General features: G+C 41.8%; 23 protein-coding genes. 8 read left to right on the top strand and 15 right to left on the bottom strand.

The window, feature by feature from the left end:
* Positions 1 to 255 precede the first annotated feature (255 nt).
* Positions 256 to 705 (top strand): methylglyoxal synthase, encoded by a 450-nt coding sequence (locus JWG45_RS21275; protein WP_100785671.1) that lies wholly within the window; start codon positions 256 to 258, stop codon positions 703 to 705.
* Here JWG45_RS21275 and JWG45_RS21270 read toward each other — a convergent pair.
* Positions 689 to 1,171: an SRPBCC family protein gene (locus tag JWG45_RS21270; RefSeq protein ID WP_205281617.1), complete on the bottom strand. Its 483-nt coding sequence runs from the start codon at positions 1,169 to 1,171 to the stop codon at positions 689 to 691. The genes JWG45_RS21275 and JWG45_RS21270 overlap by 17 nt on opposite strands.
* 54 nt (positions 1,172 to 1,225) lie before the next feature.
* On the opposite strand from JWG45_RS21270, the gene JWG45_RS21265 reads away from it, so the two are divergent.
* A complete protein-coding gene (locus JWG45_RS21265; protein WP_205281616.1) occupies positions 1,226 to 1,828 on the top strand; it encodes a hypothetical protein in 603 nt (200 codons plus the stop codon).
* Here JWG45_RS21265 and JWG45_RS21260 read toward each other — a convergent pair.
* The 4 genes from JWG45_RS21260 to JWG45_RS21245 all read right to left on the bottom strand — a co-directional run bounded on the left by JWG45_RS21260 (position 1,825) and on the right by JWG45_RS21245 (position 7,864).
* A complete protein-coding gene (locus tag JWG45_RS21260; RefSeq protein ID WP_205281615.1) occupies positions 1,825 to 3,834 on the bottom strand; it encodes a tetratricopeptide repeat protein in 2,010 nt (669 codons plus the stop codon). The two genes, JWG45_RS21265 and JWG45_RS21260, sit on opposite strands and share 4 nt — an antisense overlap.
* Positions 3,831 to 5,861, bottom strand: coding sequence for an NHL repeat-containing protein (locus tag JWG45_RS21255; protein ID WP_205281614.1), 2,031 nt, complete (start codon positions 5,859 to 5,861; stop codon positions 3,831 to 3,833). The genes JWG45_RS21260 and JWG45_RS21255 overlap by 4 nt, the downstream gene beginning before the upstream one ends.
* Positions 5,862 to 6,341: 480 nt before the next feature.
* Positions 6,342 to 6,854 carry a DUF1564 family protein gene (locus JWG45_RS21250; RefSeq protein WP_205281613.1) on the bottom strand — a complete coding sequence of 171 codons (513 nt, stop codon included), beginning with the start codon at positions 6,852 to 6,854 and terminating at the stop codon, positions 6,342 to 6,344.
* Between the two features lie 68 nt (positions 6,855 to 6,922).
* Positions 6,923 to 7,864, bottom strand: coding sequence for a histone deacetylase family protein (locus tag JWG45_RS21245; RefSeq protein WP_205281612.1), 942 nt, complete (start codon positions 7,862 to 7,864; stop codon positions 6,923 to 6,925).
* A gap of 160 nt (positions 7,865 to 8,024) precedes the next feature.
* On the opposite strand from JWG45_RS21245, the gene JWG45_RS21240 reads away from it, so the two are divergent.
* On the top strand, positions 8,025 to 9,200 hold the full coding sequence (locus JWG45_RS21240) for a putative glycoside hydrolase (RefSeq protein ID WP_205281611.1): 1,176 nt from the start codon (positions 8,025 to 8,027) through the stop codon (positions 9,198 to 9,200).
* On the opposite strand, the gene JWG45_RS21235 is transcribed toward JWG45_RS21240, so the two are convergent.
* On the bottom strand, positions 9,197 to 9,997 hold the full coding sequence (locus JWG45_RS21235) for an enoyl-CoA hydratase/isomerase family protein (protein WP_205281610.1): 801 nt from the start codon (positions 9,995 to 9,997) through the stop codon (positions 9,197 to 9,199). The genes JWG45_RS21240 and JWG45_RS21235 overlap by 4 nt on opposite strands.
* Complete coding sequence (locus JWG45_RS21230) at positions 9,997 to 10,524, bottom strand: hypothetical protein (RefSeq protein ID WP_205281609.1); 528 nt, start codon at positions 10,522 to 10,524, stop codon at positions 9,997 to 9,999. The genes JWG45_RS21235 and JWG45_RS21230 overlap by 1 nt, the downstream gene beginning before the upstream one ends.
* A 158-nt stretch (positions 10,525 to 10,682) precedes the next feature.
* Between JWG45_RS21230 and JWG45_RS21225 the strand changes: the two genes are divergently transcribed.
* Positions 10,683 to 11,960: a PilZ domain-containing protein gene (locus JWG45_RS21225; protein ID WP_205281608.1), complete on the top strand. Its 1,278-nt coding sequence runs from the start codon at positions 10,683 to 10,685 to the stop codon at positions 11,958 to 11,960.
* Here the strand turns inward: JWG45_RS21225 and JWG45_RS21220 are convergent.
* The 3 genes from JWG45_RS21220 to JWG45_RS21210 form a co-directional block, all read right to left on the bottom strand.
* Positions 11,952 to 13,097, bottom strand: coding sequence for a tetratricopeptide repeat protein (locus JWG45_RS21220; protein WP_232380812.1), 1,146 nt, complete (start codon positions 13,095 to 13,097; stop codon positions 11,952 to 11,954). The genes JWG45_RS21225 and JWG45_RS21220 overlap by 9 nt on opposite strands.
* Positions 13,098 to 13,464: 367 nt before the next feature.
* Positions 13,465 to 14,178: an acireductone synthase gene (mtnC, locus tag JWG45_RS21215; protein ID WP_205281607.1), complete on the bottom strand. Its 714-nt coding sequence runs from the start codon at positions 14,176 to 14,178 to the stop codon at positions 13,465 to 13,467.
* Positions 14,179 to 15,567, bottom strand: a complete 1,389-nt coding sequence (locus JWG45_RS21210) for an MFS transporter (RefSeq protein WP_205281606.1) — start codon at positions 15,565 to 15,567, stop codon at positions 14,179 to 14,181.
* A 258-nt stretch (positions 15,568 to 15,825) separates the two neighbouring features.
* On the opposite strand from JWG45_RS21210, the gene JWG45_RS21205 reads away from it, so the two are divergent.
* Positions 15,826 to 16,776, top strand: a complete 951-nt coding sequence (locus JWG45_RS21205; RefSeq protein ID WP_205281605.1) for an alpha/beta hydrolase — start codon at positions 15,826 to 15,828, stop codon at positions 16,774 to 16,776.
* A 6-nt stretch (positions 16,777 to 16,782) separates the two neighbouring features.
* On the opposite strand, the gene JWG45_RS21200 is transcribed toward JWG45_RS21205, so the two are convergent.
* A complete protein-coding gene (locus JWG45_RS21200) occupies positions 16,783 to 17,793 on the bottom strand; it encodes a hypothetical protein (protein WP_205281604.1) in 1,011 nt (336 codons plus the stop codon).
* Between the two features lie 134 nt (positions 17,794 to 17,927).
* On the opposite strand from JWG45_RS21200, the gene JWG45_RS21195 reads away from it, so the two are divergent.
* The 3 genes from JWG45_RS21195 (at position 17,928) to JWG45_RS21185 (ending at position 20,648) form a co-directional block, all read left to right on the top strand.
* Entirely contained in the window at positions 17,928 to 19,007 is a 1,080-nt protein-coding gene (locus JWG45_RS21195; RefSeq protein ID WP_205281603.1) for an endonuclease/exonuclease/phosphatase family protein, read from the top strand.
* 421 nt (positions 19,008 to 19,428) lie between these two features.
* Complete coding sequence (locus tag JWG45_RS21190) at positions 19,429 to 19,887, top strand: VOC family protein (RefSeq protein WP_205281602.1); 459 nt, start codon at positions 19,429 to 19,431, stop codon at positions 19,885 to 19,887.
* A gap of 185 nt (positions 19,888 to 20,072) precedes the next feature.
* Entirely contained in the window at positions 20,073 to 20,648 is a 576-nt protein-coding gene (locus tag JWG45_RS21185; protein ID WP_205281601.1) for an SH3 domain-containing protein, read from the top strand.
* Between the two features lie 96 nt (positions 20,649 to 20,744).
* Here the strand turns inward: JWG45_RS21185 and JWG45_RS21180 are convergent, their stop codons facing one another.
* The 4 genes from JWG45_RS21180 to JWG45_RS21165 form a co-directional block, all read right to left on the bottom strand.
* On the bottom strand, positions 20,745 to 22,220 hold the full coding sequence (locus JWG45_RS21180) for an adenylate/guanylate cyclase domain-containing protein (RefSeq protein ID WP_205281600.1): 1,476 nt from the start codon (positions 22,218 to 22,220) through the stop codon (positions 20,745 to 20,747).
* A 28-nt stretch (positions 22,221 to 22,248) separates the two neighbouring features.
* A complete protein-coding gene (locus JWG45_RS21175) occupies positions 22,249 to 22,623 on the bottom strand; it encodes a DUF1987 domain-containing protein (RefSeq protein WP_205281599.1) in 375 nt (124 codons plus the stop codon).
* A 2-nt stretch (positions 22,624 to 22,625) separates the two neighbouring features.
* On the bottom strand, positions 22,626 to 23,180 hold the full coding sequence (locus JWG45_RS21170; protein ID WP_205281598.1) for a SiaB family protein kinase: 555 nt from the start codon (positions 23,178 to 23,180) through the stop codon (positions 22,626 to 22,628).
* Between the two features lie 38 nt (positions 23,181 to 23,218).
* On the bottom strand, positions 23,219 to 23,741 hold a 523-nt coding region (locus tag JWG45_RS21165), incomplete at its 5' end, for a PP2C family protein-serine/threonine phosphatase (protein ID WP_205281597.1).

Below are 23,741 nucleotides of genomic sequence, written 5' to 3'. Positions count from 1 at the left end.
TCGATCTTTTTTTCGGAAGGCGCGTTCTCAGCGGAGATCGAAGCCGGAAGAACTAAATAAGTCCAAACAAGAAGAATGAGAAAAGCGGAGAAGGATGATGGTTTCATAGAAGTTGTAATTTTTTGGAAACGGGCAAACAAAGGTTTAAACGGAATCGAAACGGAAAAAAAATTTCCTAAGTCAATTTAGGATTGGTCGCAAACGGGCGTCATCAAAAAATTAGATTCAAAACAAACATAAAAAGAGTAACGAAGAATGAAAGAAGTTCAGGTTCCGGCCACAAAAAGAATCGCACTCGTAGCACACGACAACAGAAAGAACGATCTGGTAGAATGGGCGAAAACTCACAGAGAAATCTTATCCAGACATCATCTTTTCGGAACCGGGACGACCGGAAAGTTGATAAACGAAGAAGCGGAACTTCCAGTCTATAGATTCTTATCCGGACCACTGGGAGGGGATCAACAGATCGGCGCGAAAATTGCGGAAGGAGATCTGGATATCGTGATTTTTTTCTGGGATCCGTTGACCGCGCAACCCCATGATCCGGACGTAAAGGCGTTACTTCGAATTGCAGTACTTTATAATATACCGATGGCGTGCAATCGTTCGACCGCAGATTATATGATTAGTTCTCCTCAATTTATCAACTCGTATAAGAAAGTTCTGATCGACTATGACACGAGAATCAAAAAGAATCCTTAGGGCCGCAGGTTACATTCTTCCAAGAAACCGAAAGTTGTTTCGCAGTGATCTCATGTCGTTTTAGAAATTGTTTCTTCAACATAGAAAGAACAACAGGAGAGGACAAAAAATGAATCGGGGCTTCGAAAAAAATTCTATCTTCCAGTTGAGATTGGTTCCCTTCGGCGGAGCTAAATAGGTGTTCGTGAAGGAAGAATGGGAACGGGCCTTTTTTTTGAATGTCGACAAATCTCTCGTTCTGCGAATATTCCAAGTGTTCCGCGATCCAAGTCCAAGAGAAGAACGGAAACGGCCTGACTTTCAGAATCGCGATGGCGCCCGGACGAATGTTCTCCGGTTTTTGAATCACTTCCACGTTTGAGTCGGCGCCGACTAAACTTTCGAAACCGTTCGGAGATTCGTGAAATGCAAAGAGCTTTTCCACGTCGCAATCAAAAATGGATTTGCAAATAAATTCTGATTCCACAAAGACTTTGACCTAGGCGATGATAGAATTTCGACGGATTCAAAGTAAAATTCCATGATTCTAAAATTTTTTAAGAATTTATCCTCTACTTCGGAGATGATTCTATCCCCGCTTCAATTTTCGGACACGGCGATCACCGTGATTCAAAAGCATTTGGAAACTAGATTGGATTCTGCGTTTCAGATCCGGATCGAAAGAAAAAAACATCGAGTCGATGTTCAAGTCGGTTACGATCAAAAAAAGAATCAAAAGACGCTCCATTCCTATCCAATTTATTTGGAAATATCCAAAGAAGACGAAATTTGTCTGGAAGGTTCTCGTTTGGATTGGGACGAGGAAAATCGAGATTTTCGAATCTATCCAGACGTCGATTTGGAAATCGAATACGGAATGATTCGAAATCGTTTCCGGATCCTAACGAATCGTTTTATATTCGAAGACGAAGATAAAAAAGAAGTTTATTACGCTGAAAAATTTCCGGATTGGTTTTCCGAAGAATGGAATACATTCGAAATTTCTAAAATAGAAATCAAGGGAAGAATCTGGAACGTATTTTTGGAATCAAGACCGGATTCGGGGAGAATTATGGAAATCGAAAAGAAAATCGCGGATTGGATCTTAGATTATTTCAGCGGATTTCCGAAAAGAAAAAACTAACGTTTCCAAAGAATCCGATCTCCTTCTGAAATCGTTTTTAAGCCGTTGATGCCGTTATCCGGAACCGCCCTGGAAAGAAAATAATCGGCTTCCTCGACGGTGGCCTCCCCCGATTTTCCTGAAGTGTTGTAAATTTGAACTTTGGAGCCTTTCTTTAAACCGTCCAGCGTTCCGGCATTGATGATGATATCTTCATCCTTTACTTTGACGATCGATGCGGAGGGCGGAATCGAAGCAAGAATCTTGGACGCTGATCTCGTAGCAGCCTCGGGAAGAAAGTCTCGCCCTTTTGCGAAAACGCGAAACGTAGCGATGACCTTCTCGTGTCTTGTATCTTTGACGGTCCAGTCGATGTTTAAAGAATGATTTTCGTATTTTAGAGATCCGTAAACTACGAATCTTGGTTTTACTCCATTCTTCGCCGAATCCTTGATTTTAAGAAATGAAGATTCCGAGTAGGGAAGAATTCCCATATAACTGTCCGGGCTCAGATTTAAAGAGGAAGGATTGTTTCTCGTCGATTCCAGAACGTTCGAGAGAGAAATCGTAGGGTTTAGAGAAAGAATCTTACGAACCGATGACGAAACCAAAAGTGAAAGATCCGGATAATCGCCTAAGAAGGATTTGTCGGCCAGGTCGAAGACAAGAAGGACCGGAGGGGTTCTGCCGTAATTCTCGAGAAGATTGTCCCCGGTGATTTCGATCATACCTTCCTTGTAACCGATCGATTGTTTCATGGAGTTGAGAAGATTCTCTATCTCATATTGATATTTTTCATTCTCAGGATATTTTTTTCGCAAGAACAAAAGAAGATTCAAATAACGCGGAAAAAACCCCGTTCTTTTGTATTCGGAAAGAGTCTGGAACTGAACTTCGGGTTGACCGGGAATCAACTCTCTCGCCGAAGCTAGGTGATGCGAGGACATATCGTAAAGAAGAGAATTTTTAGAGGAGCGAAAACGTTGCATTCTATAGTCGCCAAGTTTTCTACGGAAGGAATGATTTTCCGAAAAATGAACGAGAGCGACGGATTCCGCTTTTTGTCTAGCGATCGAATCTAAGTCATCCAATCTTAATATTTCAGTTAGGTCGTTTTTGAGGGAATCCTTGCTTGCTGAGGAAGAATTTTGATTCGCCTCTTTTTCTTCCGAGAACGCTTTGAGATAGAGGAAAGAAGGATTCTGCGGATAAAGGGAAACGAGTTTGCGGGAGAGAATGACTGCGGAAGAATAATCGTTTTGCCAGATACGAATTCTTGTCAGCGCATCGATCGCTTCTTCAAAATCCGGATAGAGTGATATTGCTCTTTCCAACTTTTCGGCGGCGGCTTCAAGTTTCTGTTTTCGTTCACCGACGGGACTTTTTTCAGCCCAGTCAATTAAGAGAGACGCAAGATGGAAAAAAAGATCGGGATCGTCCGAAGAGTTGGAAAGGACTCCGTTCCAGAGGTGATATGCTTTGGAAAAGTTACCGGTTTTTCCGTTTACCTTTGCTTCTAAGATTTGAACTTCTTTAGAGTTTTGTAATTTAGATCGGGAGGCTTCCAGCTTTTTTAATGCGGATTCGAAACTTCCCATTTCTAAGAGGATTTGAATTTGTACCGGTGCAAGAATCGGGTCAAATGGATCCGTATCCAAGGACGCTCGCAAGAGATTGAGAGCGTTCTGATATTCTTTTTTTCTTGCGAAGGCTAAGGACGCACCTTTGAGTGCGCTTTTGTTATCGGGTTCTAAGGCCAATGCTTTGTTAAACGCTTCAAAAGACTCGTTGTACTTATGAAGATGTTTCGCTGATTCTGCAAGACCTAAAAGGGCCCGAATCGACATCGGATTCGCTTTGGACGCATCCGTGAAGGACTGATATGCGGCTGCGTAATTTCTTTCTTTGAGAAAAATTTCCCCTTCTTGAATTTTACGAACCGTCTCCTGGGAAGTTAGGGGGAATCCTATAATCAGAAGCAACGATAGAATTAGGAAACTTCTTTGTCGAAAAGGACGAGAAATCATTTTGTAAAAAATCCCGCTTCGGCTTTGCCTGCTGCGTTGCGGAAGTTCGCTTCTAGGACGATGGGAATGTAGAAGTCCTTTTTATCAGCGTCCACTCTGCTTTTGAAAGATACGATATAACGTCTGTCTTTATGAGAGATAATGGATTCGTAGAGCGTCTTTTCCTGGCCTTCTCCGGGTATAAGAATGAATTTTCCACCTGTTGAATTGGCGATCGTCTTATAAATTTCGACAGCTGGTCCGTTATCGGCGAGGGATAAAAAGTAAACCGGAATCGAATGAGCTTTCGAATAACGGATTATTTTTTCAGGGGAAATTTGAGTAAAAGAATCCGCGTTAGAATTTCCGGAAACTAAAACCAGGACTGCTCTTGGTCCAAGTCGATCCAAGAGATCAGAGATTCCTCTATAGATGGATTTTCCGGTTTTCGAAGATGGATCAGTCGGAGAAGTCCTTAATATTCTAAAAATCTCATGCATTGAATAATTGAAGTCGGACGCTTTGATAAGTTCAGTTCCGGAACGAAGGACTTCCACTCCGTCGTATTGCCTGAGAGACGTGAGAAGGGGACGAAGCGATTTTTCAAATACGGAATATGCGTTTTTTACTTCCGAGGTGTTTTCGTAGATTAGGGACAAAGAAATTCTATTGTTGTATTGTTGCATATCCGCGAGTCCGATAAGAGGTGAAAGATTTCCATATTCATAAACTCTAAAGGAGTTTCTTGGGATTGCTTTGATATCACGTCCGGATCTGTCTCGAACTCTAAGAAAAACGGAGATGTCCGGGTATTCTCTGTTTAAGACTTTTTCAACAACTAAGTCGAGGTTTGAAGAAAGCTGATTTGCTGGACTGAAAATTTCAACACGGTGACGATTGAAGTCGGCGATATATTGAGTTCCCGTATAGTCGAATGCGGAAGAGAAGGGTTGATTCAACTTACGGACGATATTCTTTGAATCTCTAAATGAGTCGAGAGCCCTCCAGGTATTCTCCAGAGTGTTATAAACGATCATCCCCGCTTTTTCGTCGGAGATATGTAATTCATTCTTGCGTATCGTGAGATTTCGAGGAGAGGAAAGAATGTTCGGATTGCTGATTTCTCTTAGGAAATTTCCTTCCGAATCAAAGACTGCGATTCGGGAGTTCCCCCGGTCTGCGACGTAAATTTCTCCTTTTGAGTTTACTTTGATTCCGGAGGGATTGCGAAGAGTTCCGACTCCGATTTCTTGGAGAAAGGTGCCGTCATTCTTGAGTTTTTGAACACGGTGGTTTCCGGAATCCGAGACGAAGAGCGACCCATCTTTTGTAAGGAAAATTCCCGTTGGTCCGTGAAACTCTCCATTGGCTTTTCCGGTTTTCCCAAAACGATTTCTATATTCTCCTCTTGTATTGAATTCGTAGATCTTATCAGATTTGAAATCGGAAACAAAGATGGAAGTTCCTCTGAGAGAAAAGAAGAGGGGGCCTGATAAATTCCGACCTAGGGAGCCTTTGAAATTATCAACGGGATTCCCATTCGGGTCAAATTTTACAATATTGGCAGTATCAAAGGAAAGGACGTAGAGGAATCCATCATCATCAATTGCAACGTCCGAAGGGTTTCGAAATCGATAACGTCGGAGCTCATCCCCTAAAAGAGCAGAGTAGTATTTTACCGCTGAGTCTTGGCTTCCTCCTGCGAGATTGATCCGTAAAGCGTCCAATCGGGCTTTTTCGATCTGGTTGAGTCCTGTATTTCCTTCAATTTGTTCTAATTCCGACATGCTTTCTGGCCAATCGCCCGAGAGGTAGTATGAATTAGAGAGAAGGAGACGAGCCAGTGTAAAATCGTTTTTGATTGAGAGTGCTTTAAGAAAGCTCTCTCTGGAAGAGGAGTATTGAGAGTTATTAAAGTATGAAAATCCTCTTGTAAAGTGGGTTCTTGCCTCTTTCTCTTGGATAGAAAAATTTGGGAGTCCGTCGGAACTCAACGAAAGGGAAGCCAAAAGGGAAAAAAGAATAATAAGAAATCGATTAAGGCGCATAATTAAATTCTTACATTGTCCCCTATCTCTATGAACATTAAAAAGAGACATAATTTCAAGAATTTTTTACGATGCAGATAGGAATAAACTAACTTATTGAAAAACTCATTGCTGTTTCCGGCCATATTATTTGTGGTTTCGGAATTCTGAATGAGGATTCATCCTAATGAAAGCATCTTTATTTTTTGAATTCGGAAAAGGTTGAAGAGGTCGGAATTCCCGGTTCAAGTCAGCCTTCTTAAAACCTTTCGAGAGCTCGCCTGGATTGTGAGAATGCCTATTTTTTTTCCAAGATTCGTGACGCTCTAACCAGACCTCACGTCTGGCCCTATTCTCTTTGAGTTCGTTTTGGGTTTCCCTAAGAAGAAAATCTAGGATGAGGATATAATTTCTAAATCTTCTTTCTACTTGATTTAGATTTTCCAATGAGACTTCCATTCTTTCTTGAATATCGGAATTTATTTGGGAAAACGGGAAAATTTATGCAGTATTCAATTCGAAATTTTGTCCTTTCGAGAGTTTCTTCAGAATCATCTTCTTACTCGAAAGAATTGTGAAATAAAAATAGAGGGGACTTGCTTTCTCTTTTTCCATTTTTAAAATTTCCAATTTTCGATTTGAGATCGGGACATCTTCTTCCCTGTCTAGATCCACAAGCCTTGAAAAAAGTTTACAAATTGAAATTCCGAAATAAAAACTCGAAAGTTTTGCCTCGTACCAATCTTGATGGTCGGGTCTGAAAGAAAGTCGAATAAGATTTTGCTTTTTTGACTGATAGAGCGTTTTTCGAAAGGCCGTGTCTGGAAAATTTGAAAAAAGATTTCTCTTCTGGAATTTTAGAATTAGGTAATGAAAGTAATTTTTTAAATTCCCATGTTTTCTAATTTTTATTCTCAAAAACCCTTCCAGATGTTTTGGTAAAAGAAGATCTGATGGGTTTGCATTCTTTTTAGACCTTCCACGAAACTCTGTAAATCCTTTACTTTTGTTCATTTTATCTTATCCCCCTAAATAATAAGGTTCCCAGAGCTTACAGAACGAACGTGAAAATGATTACTTTTTTAAGAAAAAGAATTGAGAACAGCGACATGTGCTTCTACAGACTCAGATAAAGAAGGGATGTCGTAACCCCCTTCCAAAAATGAAAGCACTCTCCCTTGACAAACATGCTTCGCACACTCAAGAACGATTCTTGTTAGTTTTTCGAAACCTTCGGTAGTGATTTTCATACCTCCGAGTGGGTCTTTTTTATGCGCATCGAAACCTGCCGAGATTAGGATAACTTCCGGGTTAAATTTTTCAATCGTAGGGACGACGGAATTTTTAAATATTTCTATATATTTGAAATTTTCCGTATTAGCCTGGAGGGGAATGTTCTTCGTTGTTCCTATTCCAATGCCTTCCCCAATTTCAGTCGAAAGTCCAGTCATAGGATAAAAAGGAAATTGATGGATGGATAGGTAGAAAACACTTGGATCCTCGTAGAAAATTTCTTGGGTTCCGTTTCCATGGTGAACATCCCAATCTAAGATGAAAACTTTCTTAAATCCTTTGATTTGCAGGTATTTTGTAGCTACAGCAATGTTGTTTAAGATACAGAATCCCATAATACGATCGCGCTCTGCATGGTGCCCTGGTGGTCGGAGGAGTGAAAAGCCATTCTTGATTTTCCCCTCCAACAATGCGTCGACCATCGTCAATCCGGAACTCGCGGCTTTAAAGGCGGATATCCATGATTTTTCTGTAAAAGGGGTATCTGAATCAAAATATCCCCGTTTTCCTTTCGAATTTTCTATTTTTTGAAGGTGGTCTTCTGAATGAATCTGTTTGATTAAATCGGATGAAATATCTTTGATTTCCGGTTTCCGAAGTAAAGAATAATACTTTGATTTTTGAAGGAGATTCATGCAGGCTATTAGTCTGTCGGAATTTTCATAATGGGGAATCAAAGGATTTGAATTGTGATAAAGAAAAGTTTCGGAAAAAATAAGTCCCGTTGCCATTTTTGATCTCCTATGAAGTTTCTATTGGTTTGGAACTTTTGAATAGTTAGAAAAAGAAATTGATTCTCACTCTATATTTTTTCGAGTATCTTTTAGTTCTTATTGTTGAATTCCGACATTAAATTGTGAACTTAATTATTTTCGATATTTTTCCAAGCCCGTGAATAAAATACTTTTATCAATTTTAATATTTTTCGTTTTTATAACTTCTGTATTTTCGGATTTCGATCTCCCTTTCCCGAAAAATACCTCCAAGAAAAAAACAACTGACCTTTCGTTTAAACAGATTCCTGATTTAGGAGTCGTAACTCCAGTTTTTTTAAATAAGAATGAAATCGAATCTTTCCGCAAAAATCAAGAAATCCCTGTCACAGATTCGAAATGGAAAAAGAAATCAGCAAAATTCACTCTTGAAAAGGAATCCGGAGTCGTAACTGCTCAAAAGAAGGATTCTATAGGGAACGTAGTTGAGAATGCAGTATCGAATCCTGATCAAAGGGCGCCGGATTTTTCTAGAGGAATTTATATTTCGCAGAGAACTTTAAAGAAAGTCAAAGCGTTTGAAGAGCTCCGCAAGAAGAGCAAAGTTCATGGCGTGAACTTTTTAGTTATTGATGTTCAACCGTATTCACCTTCCAGAGAAACTTTGAACTCTTTGGTTTCCGAGGGATTTTATCCAGTAGCTCGGATTGTGAATTTTGACGGCGGGCTTCCGACCGAAAAACCATCCGAGCAAAAAATAATATCGATTCATAGGACGATTCGCGCCGCATGTCAATCTGGATTTCCTGAAATTCAATTGGATTATATTCGCTACGCTGATAATTTGCAGCTCAAACTTTCGTTCGAAATGCGTTATAAGAATATTTCGAACATTATAAAGAATATCCGGAACGAAACTTTGAAGTGCGAGAATTTGCCCTATATTGGTGCGGATATTTTTGGTCGGATCCCCTTTAATCAAAATGATTCCATTGGTCAAAAGGTCGAGGTTTTTGCCCAAGTAGTAGATGTTCTTTACCCAATGTTATATCCCTCACACTTTTATGGGATGCCAAATCGAATCAAGGATCCATATCAGACCGTCTATGACGGAACTCATCTCACCCTAAAAAGATCTCTGAAAACGACAAGAGTGATTCCTTATATCCAAGGATTCAATATGTCAGTCGCTAGGTCAGGGCTTTCCCTTTCCGATTATATAAAAGCACAGGTAAAAGCGGCTTATGATAGTGGAGCGCACGGTTTTGTGGTTTGGAATGCCTGGAACGATTATGATTCTACTTTCCAGGCTTTGAAGGATTACGATCGAGAGACGAAAAAGGGAAGTAACTAGATTCCTTTAAACTCAGGCTTTCTCTTTTGTTCGATTGCTTTGATCGTTTCTTTGAAATCTGCCGAGATAAAATTTCTCGCTTGCGATTCTGCTTCCTTTTTGAGGGCAGTTTCTAACTTCTCGCGGTCGTAAGTATTTCTTTTCAATTCACTCAGTGCAAGAGGGGCGCTTTCAGAAAGTGCGATGGCAATTTCTGTCGCTCTTCCTAACACTTCCTTCTGAGGAACTGCATCGTTGCAAAGGCCGGCCCGAAACGCGTCGTCTCCCGACAAAGTCTCCGCTAGAAAAAGAAGTCGATTGGCCATATGAGTTCCAAAAAGTTCTTTCACAATATAACTTGAACCCATTCCAGGATGAATTCCCAATTTAACAAAGTTAAATTGATACTTTCCTTCGTTCGCGAAAACCCGGATATCACAAGCAAATGCAAGAGAGAGTCCTGCTCCAATTGCGTGACCGTTCGCCGCGCAAATCACAGGGATATCCAATCTTCTTACGGATAAAAAAAGATTATAGAATTCGAACATTGTTTTTTTGTTCGTCTCGAAATCTTTCGTGGAGAATGATTTTAGGAGTTCGAAATTTCCACCGGCTGAAAAAATCTCATTCTTTCCGGTTAGAATGACTGCCCGTGGTTTTGATTTTTCCGGTGCGTCTAAAAGACTTTCCACGATTTTCTTAAACTCAAGACCCATCTCGCGGGTCATTGAATTTCTGGACTCAGGGTTATTTAAGCTTAAAATCTGGATCTTGTTCCCTGAACCCAGATCGATAGTGTCTTGATCGATTAATCCCATTAAACTGCTTTTTTCTCCAGCTCAAAGCTTTCATACCAGATTCGATCCGAGACGGTCAACGGTTTTTCTCCTATTCCCATTTGCGTGAAGTATTCGAGGAGTGTATCCAAATGAAGGGCTTCTTCGTCTTCCAAGGTCCAAAAAGTAGAATCGATTGATTTTGAAATTAAAGCCTGACCCCTCACCGAGTCTTGAAAGTATTCCGGCTTTCCCGAAAAGATCAGATGAGCGGAAATGAGATCGAAACGAATCGTTTCTACGATCTTTTTAAACTGGAGTTCCGACTTTTCAAAGTATCTAGACGCGATTTCGGTTTGAAAATAATCCCCCCAGGTCAGAATGTCCGGTTCCACTCCGGTTTTTTCTTTGATCTCGGCGATTTTTTCTTCTTCGATAAAAGGAGTCACTGCGAATCGATCTACGAGTTCTTTCAGAGCTATGAGATCCAGGATTTTCCCAGCTGATAGCTTTCCCTGTTTCATCATATCGAATAATTCCGGGTTGAGTTCCGACTTTCTAGTATCCATACCTTCTTTTTCGGGCTTTTCCGAAACCTTCCCAGGGATTTTTTTTTGCTTCAGTTCTCTTTTCTAAATCCTTATGTCGCCTACGCTGAAGCTGACTGAATTCCGACCTCGCGGAAGCCGATATTCAAAAAGACTCTCCCTTTCAACACAAGAACCCAATGGCAGTCGGCAGATCAGATAGTTTACAGGAACTCATAACCATTCTCGAAACGATGTTTGGAGAAACGATTATCGGAACCGATATCAATCTGGTAAAACATCTTTTCTATTATCTCAAAGCGGACGACGTGGAATTCCCTTTCGACTATGACGGACAAAAATATTTTGCGGTCGTCGAGGATATAGAGGAAACGACCGTAAACCTAAGAATCCCGAACGCGACACAAGGTCTCACACTTCGAGCAAAGATTAGTTTCGAGATTATGAATATTCTCTATCAGTTTGAAGTGGTTATCTTAGAATTTTTAGAAGAAGGAATTAAAATAAGAATTCCATCAGAACTCCAAGCGGCCTCATTCCGAAAAAACATCCGAGTTTCCGTCGACGATTTATTTATGAATTACGTAATTCTCTTTCGTTCCCTATCGGGAGGCGGGCGAGAGATCGGAAGAAATATTCAAGTTGAACAAAGGTTTAACAACCTTATGAGGGAGATCAAAAAGGACAATCCCGATCTTCGTCTCATAAATATTATGATTTCAGAATATATTTCCACCGTATCAAAGGAATACGATATTGTCTTTTTTTCCGGGGAAAAAAAGGAAAGCTTTTTGGAAACCTTCATCAGAAGGCACGATAAGCCGATTTTTATTCCCGATACTTCCTTGATAATCAATTATATCCGTGAAACGGATTCTTCCGAAGTGGGTAACTACAGGGACGAATACATCCGAATGGTATTGGAGAACGGGCAAGACTACGCTGATAATTTCTTTCGAGACCTTCAGAAGAGTGAAATTCGAGATTTTCTCGTTTCATATATGATTCTTCCGATAAGACTTTTTAACGACGTTGTCGGATATATAAGAGTTTATGCCTCCGCGATGGATCGATATTCGATCACACCTTCTCAAGTCGGATATCTGATCGAACTCTCCGAAATCTTCAGCTATTCAATGACTAAAATTTTCATCCGCGCGGATAATTACCGTCAGACAAAAGCGGCTACCCGCGTCGTAGATATCAGTATCAATGGGCTCTTATTTGAAATCGACGAAGAAAGAATTTTTCATTATTTAAAAAAACATAATATCATTAAAATTTTTATCCCCTTAACGGAAAGAACTCTGATTTTAAGAGGGGAGGTCGTCCGTTATATCGTTGCAGGTGAGGGAAAGTTCAATCTCGGAGTCAATTTTTTTGATTCCAACCCGGACGACATGCTTATCCTTCAAAAATATATTTTTACAAGAACTCGAAAGATACTTTCAGAGTGAGCCGATGAGAGACGGAGCTTTAAGTAAATAAGGATCTCCAGGCTGCGACGCCGGTTTAAACGTTTTGTATTTTTCAAAAGAGTCGCCTAACTGCCTTTTCAAATTGGCGATCTGTTCCAGTTCTCCAAGGCTACTTTGTCCGGATTCGGATGTGAGTTCCGTAATCTTATCGATATAGAGTTTGCACGCAAGAAGATGAACTCGATAATCCGACGGATTGAGGAGATCGGAGTTTCTCGTAAGTTTTTCCGAAATTTCAAAGTAGGCGTCGGATTTTTTTCTTTTTGCCGAGGCTTCACCAGGAGATTTGCCCGGTCTGGATTCTTCCCTAAAAAGATAATAATAGGTGGTAGCCGAGTGGATCAAAAGTTCGGAATCGACCTTTGTCAATTTAAAGGCTTCTCGAATTACGTCCATGGACTTTGATAGAATCGTAGGATTCTTAAATCCTTCCGTTTCGTATTTATGATTCAAGTAGTCTATATATTCTACGTAAAATTCCAATTCTTCCTGGGTGTTTCCGAAACGTTTCCGGTTTTTCCAAGCCATTGAAAATTCCGAACCAGCTGAGATATAAGCCTCGCCCGTTTTTTTGTAGAGTAATCCTAAGCGGAAATGGCCCATCGGCGAGGAAGGATCGAGGCTGATCGTATGTTTATAAGAACGTATGGATTCCGCGACCTCGTTTCGGGAAAGGTGGTAGTCCCCTTTTTTTCTTTCAACGATTGCGGATTCGATTTTTTCGGAGACGAGAGGCGCCGCCACCATAAGATTTCTGTCTTTTACCAAACCCAGATTTCCGATTCCTCTCGCTCTTTTACCGATAAAGGAAGTTTGAAAAATCGATTTGATTTCGATCTGCGCGACGATGTTTCCGTTTTTGTAATTCTTATGATCGAAATCTTTTTCTATGAGATAAAGGATTTGTCCGACTCTTAAACCCGGATCATAATTGATCTTGATCGTAACCAGATCGGCTCTCGTGTCCACACCGATATCCAGATTCTTATTTTTTCCCTCTTCCTCGATCGGCTTTACCTTATCATAAAGAACGGTTTCTCCAACAAGAATCATCTTTTCTTTTTCGGGTTTACCTGGTTCTCGAAACGCATATACGAGTTCTCGGGCTTCCGGCATTCCCGTGGGAATCGAAATTAGAAAAAGAAGAATGGAAATCAGAAAGGTTCTCACCTTCCAAAGATCGGCCGTTTGTAGGATCCTACTCGGAAAAAAAGAAACGATTTTGCGGTTTCAACCCGTGGAAATCGTAGAGGATCCGATTCTTTCTAAAGACTGTTGCTTAGCTTGTTCCGAAAACTCAAAGGAAAATTAGGAATCGTTCCTAGGACCGTTTGTATTTTGTTATCTTCGACTTTCGAAAGATGTCCCGTCGTTTAAAAATACTGGAATTCTCCGATTTTGGATTTTCGGATACGCTCTTATTTTCTTCAGCTTTTATTGGAGTTTTCGAGTTCTTTGAATTCGACTTACTATCAAAAGGATTTTAAGAGCGAGCTGGGTTCAAGCTCTCGAAAGAGGAAAGCCTCAGATATGAATGTTCCGGTTGTTTTGAATTACCGGGTCGTTCTAAAATCGCCGCCCTGAGATCCGCTCCGATCGCGGCGTCCGCTTCTTCTTTGATATCGGTGAAGAATAGGATTCTTCTCGGTTCCACTTCGAGCTCTTTTGCGATCTTTGAATAACTGGAAGACTCTCTTTTACCGCCGACGGCGGTGTCGAAGTATCCCGAAAAAAAATTCTTAAGATTGCCGGATTCTGAATATTCGAATATTAACTTTTGCGCTTGAACGCTTCCCGAAGAATAGACTGCGGCCTTTTTTCCGGAGGATTGAATTCTTTTTAAGAATTCAGGAACGTCCGGAAACATCAGACTTTTCAGTTCTCCGCTTTCATATCCGATCTTCCAGATTCTTCCTTGGATTTCTTTTAACGGGCCGCTTTTCCGATCTACGGAAACGAGATGTTTACAATAGGCGCTCAGATCCTCCGGGGAATCTCCTATTTTTCCTTTGTAAGTAGAGTCGTTCCTTGCTTCCTCTAAAAGTTTCTCTTTCCATTCTTTTTCCAAGACCGAGGTTTGAAAAAAAGAATCCATCTTTTGGACGGAATACGGAAAGAGAACCTTATGCACGAATGCGATCGGCGTGGTCGTACCTTCGATGTCGAATAAAAATAACTCAATAGGCCCAAGATTCAATTAAGCGGTTCCCCTTATTTTTTCTGCTTCTTGAACCAGATAATCATGCACGTCTTTTTCGTCTTTTTCGAAATTATTCAAGACCATGATCCAAAATAAGGCGCAAGGGATCCAAAAGAGAACCGAAATCGAAAGTCCCAAAGAACGATCTCCCGGGGTCAATCCGAGGATCACGGCGCTCATAGCGGGCCCGAGTCCTTTTCCTAAATCGTCGGTAAGATTATAGAGAGCGAACATGCTACTTCTGTTTTTTGGAATATTCACATTGATTAATGTGGCTCTTACGTTAGGTCCGGTGAGGGAAATGAGGAACCCGGCGATCAGATTAACAACGATAAACGTTCCCGAAGTCGCGATGTTCTCCGCTTTCAAAAGGTAAAGACAGGGTAGAATTCCGAGAAAGATACTCGTCATACAAAAGATCGGAAGCAGTCTTTTGTTATAATTGTAGATCCTTTGTCCGATGACTCCGCCGAAAAAAGTTCCCGCAAAAACTCCGATCGCGGCGTAAGTGAGAAGCATCGTCGCGGTCGCCTTATCGAGATGATACGAGGATTCGTAATAGTCCACTAAAAAGACAAAGAAAACTCCCCAAGGAACGCAACCAGGAATTCCTTGTAGAAAAATTCCTATGTTCGTTTTGTTTTGAAAGAGAAGCCGAATATCGCTCCATCGAAGATGAAAACTTTCTTCCGGAAATTTATCCGCGATTCCCTGCCACTCCGTTTCCCCACCGCCTCGAATCGGTTCCTTGCAAAAAACCCAGTAGACGAGCGCAAAGAAAAAAGAAGGAACTGAAAGATAAATAAAACTCATTCTCCATCCGTTGATCGGATCGGCGTTTCCTAAAATTCCGCCTAACAACTGTCCTACGCCAAGTCCGATTCCCATCGAAAGCGAAACGTAGGCCGCCGCGGTGGATCTGGATTTATCCGAGAAATAATCTCCAAGGACGGTAAAAAGAAGAGGAAAAATTCCCCCCAATCCGAAACCCGTGAGAGTTCTGTAGATTACGAACTCGGTGTAGCTCGTCGCGAAGCCTGAAAGAAAACAAGGAATCTCGCCTAAGAAGACAGAGAAGATGATGAGAGTTTTTCTAGAATACCTTTGGGAAAGATATCCCATACTCACGGAAACCGCGCCGCCCAAGATAAAAAAGAGAATCGGAATGATCCCTCCGATATACCAATCTACGTCCTCCTGGCTGTTCAGTCCGAAAGACGCGCCGATGTTTCTTAAGTTAGGCGCGATTAGATTTTGATCCGCGAACAGAAAGAACGCCATTCCCATGATCATCCAAAACGCGAGGATTGCATTCCATCCGTGGTTTGCCAGTTCTCCCAACCCGAAAAAGCGGAGTAGGCTTTGTTCCGAGGGTCTTTTTTCCATGTTCTCTCCAGAGTCTCTTTGTTTATTAAAGAATTCCAAACAATGAATCGAGCGGGGGAAAACTCAAGGAAACTTTACTCGCACTTTCAGATTTTGGAATCCCTCTTGGGAGTGAAAGTAACGAGACATAGACAGGTTAAATGTTTGTTTTCTAAATTTTAGAATTGAAAAATAGATCTTTCTTTACTCAAGAAAGAATATTTAGTTGACCCCTGTTGTTTTGATGATTCCTTTCTTCCAGATAATTCGGTTTTTCCAATGACCTTTCACCACAAAGAATTCCACATTCTATCAAGCTCCGATAAATCAAAGTTATACTGTCAATCTTGGACAAAACCGAATGCGAATCGTTTGATGATCTTTCATCACGGCTTCGGAGAACATAGCGGCCGTTATACGAACTTGCTTCGTTTTTTTGCAAAAAGCGATATTAATTTTTATTCTTTCGATATGAGAGGTCACGGTAAATCGGAAGGAAGAAGAGGACATGCGGATTCTTTCGATCAGTATGTTCGCGATCTTTCGGACTTCGCGAACGAGGTTTTAAAAAGGGAACAGAAGGATCGTTTTTTCCTATTAGGTCATTCGTTGGGAGGAGCCGTCGCGCTTCGTTATTCTCAAGAAGGAATCAATCAAGACGGCATTCTGGGTTTGATTCTTTCCTCTCCGGCTTTGCTGGTAAGGATGGATTTCAAAAAGCAGCTAAAAAAAATAGCGGCGGGTTTTTTGAGTAAACTTTCACCATCGATGACCGTGGATGCAGAGCTGGATCTTCAATTTCTTTCCCACGATCCGGACGTGATCGAAGCGTATCGTCAGGATCCGCTGGTTCACGGTAAGGTTTCTTTAAGAATGGGATCGGAACTTTTGGAGATAGGGCCTAAGTTGATCAAAAAAGCTGGAATACTTCGATGTCCGGTTTTTATTCTTCACGGACAAGAAGACGGTCTCGTCGACGTGAACGGTTCCGCGGAGCTTTATAAAAATCTAATCTATCGAAACAAAAGAATTAAAATTTATCCGGGTCTTTATCACGAGTTGATGAACGAATATCCCGAACACAGAGAACCCGTGTTTGAAGATATTCAGGCGTTTTTGGAAACCATAGTTCGAGAAAAAGTTCCTTCGGAAATAAAGGATTCTTCTTTGAAGTTGAAAAAAAAGACAACTTCCTCCGGAAAGAAAAAAAGCGCAGTTTCGAATCCTTGATTTTTGCTAATTCTTTCTGTAGATAAATACGAAGGAAAGGGTGAAAAGAAATCCTAAAATCGCCACCAATCCCAGAACCGAACGCTCCGTTGTCGGGAACCAAGTTCCGTTTTCGATCTTACGATTGACTCGTTCTGTCTCCATATCCATGACGGGCGCGCCTCCGGAAACGGAAATCGAGACCTCGTATTGAGGCGCCGGATAACTGATCTTAAAAGCTTTCATGTCCGAAGGAACGTCCTCTTCGATTTTTTCCTGTTTGGAGGCTCCGATAAAAGAAACGTTCATGTCTCCCGGTTTTGAAAAGACGGCGCGAAATCCTTCGCTCTTTTCGGCCAACATCCTATCTTTAAACGTGACCTGGGAAAGATTACTCGCGGGAATCGTATAAGAAATTTGTAATTCTGAACTTCCGGGAAGGATCGCACGATCTAGAAATTTTCCGTTGGGTCCGTCTTGGAGTTGGAGCGGAATCGCCATTCGAGCTTCTCCTTGAGTGAGTTGTCCGACCACGTCGGTCGCCTCCGAAGGAACATACACTTCGAACGGATTTTGTTCGTCTTGATAACTCTTAGGAGGAATCGTATTGTTGGAGATGAGGAAAATTTTGAATACTCGGAGAAAATCTTTTCCTCTTGTGATCTGCATCGCGGACCTGGTTCTTACAAGAGACTTGTCCCTTGTTTTTTCGTAGACTACGATCTCTTGGACCGCGGAACGCATCACCGGAACGGGGGGGACCATCTTGTTGTAGTTGACACCGGCATACTTCGCCTGGAGAAGAATCGGAGATTGATCCGGGACCGTAAGTTTGGAGATTATAAAATCGCCCTTTGCGGGTCCGAGGTCTTTGATCGGGATCATTCCTTGTTGAAGGGCGATGATACGAAGGGATTCGATGTTTCCTTCTTTACCGGTGGTTCCGTTCTTGATACGGATCTTGAGTTCGATTTCTTCCGAATGAATGGATGTTTGCACTAAGAAAAGGATGGATAAGATCGTTAGGATTGTTTTCATCTCGGGCTCTTTAGAGTCAGTTTTATTCCACCCTCTTAAAAAGAAAATCCTTTACACTCGCTTTTGTTCCCGTAGCTTGTATTCTCTTTGAGCGATGGTATCGTTAGTTTAGACCGTTTTTAAGGAGCGTTGTAATGGCTTGGTTTCGAAAAACATTGGCGGTAGTGGGAATTCTTTTTGGTTCTCTTTTGATTCTCATTTATTCCATCACCTTTCATCCCGATCAGGCGCAACCGGCAGAAGTAAAATGTGCGGAGAATGCTCCGATTTTGAAACCGGATTCTAAGATCAAAGTTCTTGTTTGGAACATACAGTATCTCGCCGGTAAGAAGCGGGTTTTTTGGTATGACGTCCCGAACGGAGACGGTCCCGATGTCGGGCCTTCTCGGGAAGAAATCGAAAGCACTCTCAAAAAAATCACCGATACCATTCGTTCTGAAAATCCGGACGTGATTCTTTTGCAAGAAGTGCACGACGGAGCCAAGAATACGTTCAAAGAAAATCAGTTGGAAAGAATTCTTGCGGGACTCGATCCTTCCTATGTTTGTAACAGCGAAACTTTTTATTGGAAGTCTGCATTCGTACCGCATCCGAAAATTTTGGGAAGTGTGGGGATGAAACTCGCGACGATCAGCAAGTTTAAGATCTCCGATGGAATCCGGCATTCTCTTCCTCTGATGCCTTCGGATCCGATCTCGACTCAGTTCAACTTGAAACGGGCGATTCTTCAAAACGACCTTCCGATCGAAGGTGGAGAGAAATTCACGGTCTTGAATACTCACTTGGACGCATTCTCGCAAGGGACCGATACGATGCACAAACAAGTGGAGACGATCGTTGGGTTACTTACGGAATTGGATCTCGCGGGACATACGTGGGTTTTAGGCGGAGATTTCAATCTTCTTCCTCCCGGTTTTGATAGAAAGGGGATGCATCCGAACGGTGCGTTTTTTTATTCGGACGAAAAGGAGATCAAACCTCTGTTCGACCGTTGGAACTCCGCGGTTCCATTAGACATTTTGAATGGACCTGAAAGGGCAAAATACTATACTCATTTTTCGAACGATCCCGCGATCGGAAAACCGGATCGAACAATAGACTACATTTTTTATTCTTCCAATCTGAGACAAAATGCCTATCGAGTGGATCAAGGCGGGAAGGTCTGGGATATTTCGGATCATTTTCCTCAGATCGGAACTTATAGCTTGAAGTAGAATCATTTCTTCCTCCGGCTGTGTCGGCCGGCGTCGTGAAATCTAAAAAAGTGTGAGTTCCTACTTTTTTCTTACTACCGATTGGTCCGACAAATCGGTAGTAAGAAAAAAAAACTTGCATTCCGGACATGCGAGAGTCCGGTTCATTTTCCAAAGAACGTTTTCTTTATCGAAACGAATGGAACACTTGCCCGGATTCGGAATTTGGATTCATAACAAACATTCTTCAACGAAGCTCCCCGTTTTCGATCGACAAAATAAGTGCCGAGGGAATGAAGTTGCCAAAGAGAAAGCGAAAGTATTTTCTGGATTTCAGACCCGGCTTTCGAGGACTAAAAAATCTGCATTCTTCTTGAAAACGAAAAGAAAAATCAGAGAAGAAGCTTGGAACAAAAGAATTACTTTTTTGGAAATAAATAATATGAGACCATTTAAAATATTAGGAATTCAGCAAATAGCGGTGGGCGGAGAGGATAAGAAAAAACTTGAAACGTTTTGGGTCGACATTCTCGGTTTGGAAAAAACGGGAACCTTTCGAAGCGAAAAGGAAAACGTAGACGAGGACATTCTCAGAATGGGGAAAGGACCTTTCGCAGTTGAAGTCGATATCATGCAGCCGATCGACGTAAACAAAAGTCCGAAGGTCCACGAACCGAAGCTCAATCATATCGGCCTTTGGGTGGACGATATTCAGAAAGCCGTGGAATGGCTCACGACCAAGGGGGTCCGATTTACTCCGGGCGGAATCCGAAAGGGCGCTGCGGGTTATGACGTTTGTTTTATCCATCCGAAAGGGAACGAAGAATTTCCTTATTCTTCGGAAGGGGTTCTTGTGGAATTAGTACAAGCGCCCGCGGAAGTGATCGAAGCCCTTCGTTAAATTCTCCGGGCGTGCCGCGGATCTTTCGAACTTGAAAGTTCGTTTGAAATTGCGGCCGCGCTCTCCGCTCTATTCAACAAATTGAATTTTCTATTTTTTGAATGTTTTCTTTTGAAACGCCAATTTGTTGAATCCGCATCGATCGCTCACGCGGTTTATGTCGAGGTTTCTGAGGAGCCGAACGAATGAAGATCGCAAACATTATCAGGATTTTCTTTGCCCTCATTCTTGCGTTGACCGCAAGTGCTCGTTTCGCGGCCGAGTCTGATCCGAACGCTCTTATATCAAGCTTGGATCGAAAATCAATTCCGGTCTACAAAACCGTCGTCCCGAAAGAGGGAACTTTCGGCGTACATTTTCAGGAGGAAGTCGCCAGACTTTCGAATCTGACTTTCGTGAAGTTGCTTAAGTCCGCAAATTTCGGATTTGAAGGAGATCCCGTAGCGTATGAAATCAAAACCGAAAAAGAAATCAAGGGTTGGGTCTCTTTGGATCAAGTTTGGTTTCCGGCAAAGGTGATCGGGATCAAGACGGGAGATACTCTTAATATCCGTGCAAGCGAGTCCTTGGATTCTAAAATTGTGGATCGCGTTCGATCCGACGAAATTTTTTATGTGAATGCGATCGTTTTGATCCATCTTGGATACAAGGGATACGATCCGGTCGATTGGGCCCGAGTGTCCACAAAACGAGGAAATCACGGATTCGTCAGACTTCGTTATTTTGAAATCGCGAATATAAGCGTGGATCGTTATCCCTGAATTGTGGTCGAAACGAAGTCCGCTAAAATGCTCGGAACTGATTCGGTTCCGATCGAGAAATCATATTCAGAAAATTGAAAATACTTTCGGAAAGGGTTATTTTTTTCCCAAAAGAAAAAAGGTTCTCATCGGACCTTTCCCTTTGATCTCGATGATTCCCCTGTCTTCGAACTCGAAAAGATCCTTCAGCGCGTTATATGTCGCTTCGGAACAGTTGATCTTCCCGGGTTGACCGTGGGATTCCATTCTGGAAGCGGTATTTACCGAGTCGCCCCAGAGATCGTAAACGAATTTATACTTTCCGATAACACCCGCAACTACGTCTCCGGTATGAATTCCGATCCGGATATTGAATTCGTATTTCCAAGATTTCTGAAGATTTTTCAATCCTTCTATCATTGCAATTCCGGCTAACGCGATTTTTTCGGCGTGATCGGTGGTCGGGTTGGGAATTCCGCCCGCCATCATATAACAATCTCCGATCGTTTTGATCTTTTCGAGCTGGTATTTGTTCGCGATGTCGTCGAAACATGTGAAGATCTGATTTAAAATTTCCACCAATAAATTGGGAGTAGGGATCTGAGTGGAAAGTTTGGAGAATCCCACGATGTCCGCGAAAAGAACCGTGGAGTTTGGAATGTAATCGGCGATCACTCCTTCTCCGCCCTTCAACCTTTCTGCGATCGCTTTGGGAAGAATGTTGAGAAGAAGGCTTTCCGATTTTTGTCTTTCTTTTTCCAGACCTTCGTTTAACACATTGATCTTTTCCAAAGAATCCTTGAGTTCCCGGTTTCTTTTGGAAAGGGTTTTGTAAGCGTCCGCGTTATCCACACCGATCGCGACGTAGTTCGCTAGTGTTCTTAAAATGCTGAGTTGGTTTTCGTTAAACGCGTTCTTCCCGTAACTCTGGATCGTAAGAATTCCTATAAATCTTTCTTCCACCTTGAGAGGAAGATAAACAACCGAACTCGTCTTTTCTCCGAAGTGTTTTTGGATCGGAGAAACATATTGAGGAAAGTCCTTTTCTAGATCGTTGGTGATCAATTCCTGATTTTGATGATAACAAAAAGAGGAAGGATTCTCTTCGGATAAGGAATCCACGAAAGGAGCGGGGGTATAACGACCTTCGATTAGGCTGAATTTGTATTTAATCTCATTCTTACCTTCCTCCAAAATCCCGAAGGCGAGAATATCCATCGAAACCATCGACTTCGTGTTTTCATAAACTGAAGTAAGAATGATCTTCGGTTCCAAACTCGCGGTGATCATTTGGCCGATCTCGCTGAGTTGTTTGAGATTTTGATAAGAAGAAACCAATCTCTGATTGGAATCCTGGAGTTCGTTTTGGGTTTTGATCAGACGATTCTGAGTCGAATCCCCGATCTTCATCAGTTTTGAAGATTGTTTTAGCAGGGATTCGTAAGCGTCTCCGATTTTTTTGAGTTCTTGGATCAGATCGTCTTTTTGAAGAGAATCTTTTTTATCAAGGGTTTCGTTAACTTCGTTTAATAATTGAAACTCGTTTTCAAAAAAAGAATTAAAGTCCTTCTGTGCTGGAGACGCTGGTTCCATAAATGGGGTTCCTCGGCCAAAGGACCGTCTATTTGTAGGATTTAAGTTCGAACGAAAGAGAAAGATCGGATGAGAATTCCTCTCCGGTTTCTTGCATATCGTCGTCGTCTTCCTTATACAACCAAAGAACTTTGACCTTGCCGCTTTGATCGTGATATTTTTGGAGAGAATCCAGGATGTCCATGATCACTTTGGAAGAACTCGTATTGAAATAATCTAACTGAAATTTAACTTGGATCGCGCTTTTGTTTCCCATCGCAGAGTTGAGCCAGTCGAATACCGGCTTGTAGAATGCGATCGCGTTTTCCGGATAGGATTCTCCGATGATTTCCACTACTCCTTTCTCAGTGTCCAAGATAACCTCTGGAGAAGTTTTGGTCTGTTGGATATGTAAAGATTCCATTCTCAATTTTCCTTTGTGAAGTATGCAGAAAGTGTAAAAAACGAATGCTTATCATCTACGGGCGAAATGCCGTAGGTAAGCGGTCCGTCCGACTTTCGTGCGATATCAATGAGCCCAACTCCAGCGCCTTTGCTGTCGTCAGGCCTGTCCGAGCGCAATTGCTGTTGGTAATAAGTTTTCAGCTCGTCTCTCGACATAGAATTGATCTTCTCGCATTTTATTTTCAGCGATTCGATTTTCTCGTTTAGTACAAGGTTCCCTGACGAAACATTATAGCCAATCGATTTTTCATCGACCCGAATGATGCCGACTCCGCCTTCTCTTCCGTCTTCCAGAGCCCTTCTTTCCGCAGAATAGTGTAACATATTCTGTGCCAATTCTATGAAAACGGCAAAGATTTTTTTGATTTTCGATTCCGTACTTAAAGAGGTTCGGATCATAGAACCGAATTCAGTAAGGACTTCCTGCGAAAGTCTGCCCTTAAAGGAAACAATTAATTGATAATCGCAGGCCTCTTTATAGTGCTTAAACAGGTCTAAGGACTTGTTTTCCATCATTTCTTTTTAACATACTCCCTATAGTTTCGTTCAGAGCTTTAGATCCGAAATCCGATCAAAGTTATGTCATCTCTTTGGGATTCTCCCGCTTGGTGTCCGTCTAAAAAGGCCGCGAGTCTTTCTTTTTGTTCGTTCGCCGGTAGGGAGGAGACGCCGTGCAACTGAGCGATCAATCCTTTGCTGGCGATTCTTTGTCTCTGAGGATTCGGCTGATCCATATATCCGTCCGTGGTAAGATAAAACATGGTGGGTTTTCCCTTATCCAGTTTTACTTCGTGGGTCGTATAGGTTCTAGAATCTTCTTTTTGTCTGCCGCCGATGGAATGTCTATCACCTTTGATCTCTTCTATTTTTCCTCCTCTGGAAAAGTAGAGAGGCCTTTTGGCGCCCGCAAAATAAACTTTGTCCATTTCGATTCGACAGAAGCAGATGTCCATTCCGTCTACCGAGTTTGTATCTAAGGAATCCTGTTTCAGGGCTTGTCTTACATTCTTATTCAAATGTTCTAAGACCTTTCCGGGATCTTTGATTCCCGCTTCGTTTACGATCTGGTTGAGCAAA

The organism is Leptospira ainlahdjerensis, from assembly GCF_016919175.1.
GTDB classification, from domain to species: domain Bacteria; phylum Spirochaetota; class Leptospiria; order Leptospirales; family Leptospiraceae; genus Leptospira; species Leptospira ainlahdjerensis.
This window is presented reverse-complemented; position numbering and strand designations above follow the sequence as displayed.

Coding starts and splice junctions, on each gene's coding strand:
- JWG45_RS21275 (WP_100785671.1), top strand. CDS start 256: ATGAAAGAAGTTCAGGTTCCGGCCACAAAAAGAATCGCACTCGTAGCA.
- JWG45_RS21205 (WP_205281605.1), top strand. CDS start 15,826: ATGACCTTTCACCACAAAGAATTCCACATTCTATCAAGCTCCGATAAA.
- JWG45_RS21255 (WP_205281614.1), bottom strand. CDS start 5,861: ATGCGCCTTAATCGATTTCTTATTATTCTTTTTTCCCTTTTGGCTTCC.
- JWG45_RS21185 (WP_205281601.1), top strand. CDS start 20,073: ATGAAGATCGCAAACATTATCAGGATTTTCTTTGCCCTCATTCTTGCG.
- JWG45_RS21230 (WP_205281609.1), bottom strand. CDS start 10,524: ATGGATACTAGAAAGTCGGAACTCAACCCGGAATTATTCGATATGATG.
- JWG45_RS21265 (WP_205281616.1), top strand. CDS start 1,226: ATGATTCTAAAATTTTTTAAGAATTTATCCTCTACTTCGGAGATGATT.
- JWG45_RS21235 (WP_205281610.1), bottom strand. CDS start 9,997: ATGGGATTAATCGATCAAGACACTATCGATCTGGGTTCAGGGAACAAG.
- JWG45_RS21170 (WP_205281598.1), bottom strand. CDS start 23,180: ATGATGGAAAACAAGTCCTTAGACCTGTTTAAGCACTATAAAGAGGCC.
- JWG45_RS21180 (WP_205281600.1), bottom strand. CDS start 22,220: ATGGAACCAGCGTCTCCAGCACAGAAGGACTTTAATTCTTTTTTTGAA.
- JWG45_RS21210 (WP_205281606.1), bottom strand. CDS start 15,567: ATGGAAAAAAGACCCTCGGAACAAAGCCTACTCCGCTTTTTCGGGTTG.
- JWG45_RS21225 (WP_205281608.1), top strand. CDS start 10,683: ATGGCAGTCGGCAGATCAGATAGTTTACAGGAACTCATAACCATTCTC.
- JWG45_RS21250 (WP_205281613.1), bottom strand. CDS start 6,854: ATGAACAAAAGTAAAGGATTTACAGAGTTTCGTGGAAGGTCTAAAAAG.
- JWG45_RS21200 (WP_205281604.1), bottom strand. CDS start 17,793: ATGAAAACAATCCTAACGATCTTATCCATCCTTTTCTTAGTGCAAACA.
- JWG45_RS21175 (WP_205281599.1), bottom strand. CDS start 22,623: ATGGAATCTTTACATATCCAACAGACCAAAACTTCTCCAGAGGTTATC.
- JWG45_RS21245 (WP_205281612.1), bottom strand. CDS start 7,864: ATGGCAACGGGACTTATTTTTTCCGAAACTTTTCTTTATCACAATTCA.
- JWG45_RS21190 (WP_205281602.1), top strand. CDS start 19,429: ATGAGACCATTTAAAATATTAGGAATTCAGCAAATAGCGGTGGGCGGA.
- JWG45_RS21195 (WP_205281603.1), top strand. CDS start 17,928: ATGGCTTGGTTTCGAAAAACATTGGCGGTAGTGGGAATTCTTTTTGGT.
- JWG45_RS21260 (WP_205281615.1), bottom strand. CDS start 3,834: ATGATTTCTCGTCCTTTTCGACAAAGAAGTTTCCTAATTCTATCGTTG.
- JWG45_RS21220 (WP_232380812.1), bottom strand. CDS start 13,097: ATGCCGGAAGCCCGAGAACTCGTATATGCGTTTCGAGAACCAGGTAAA.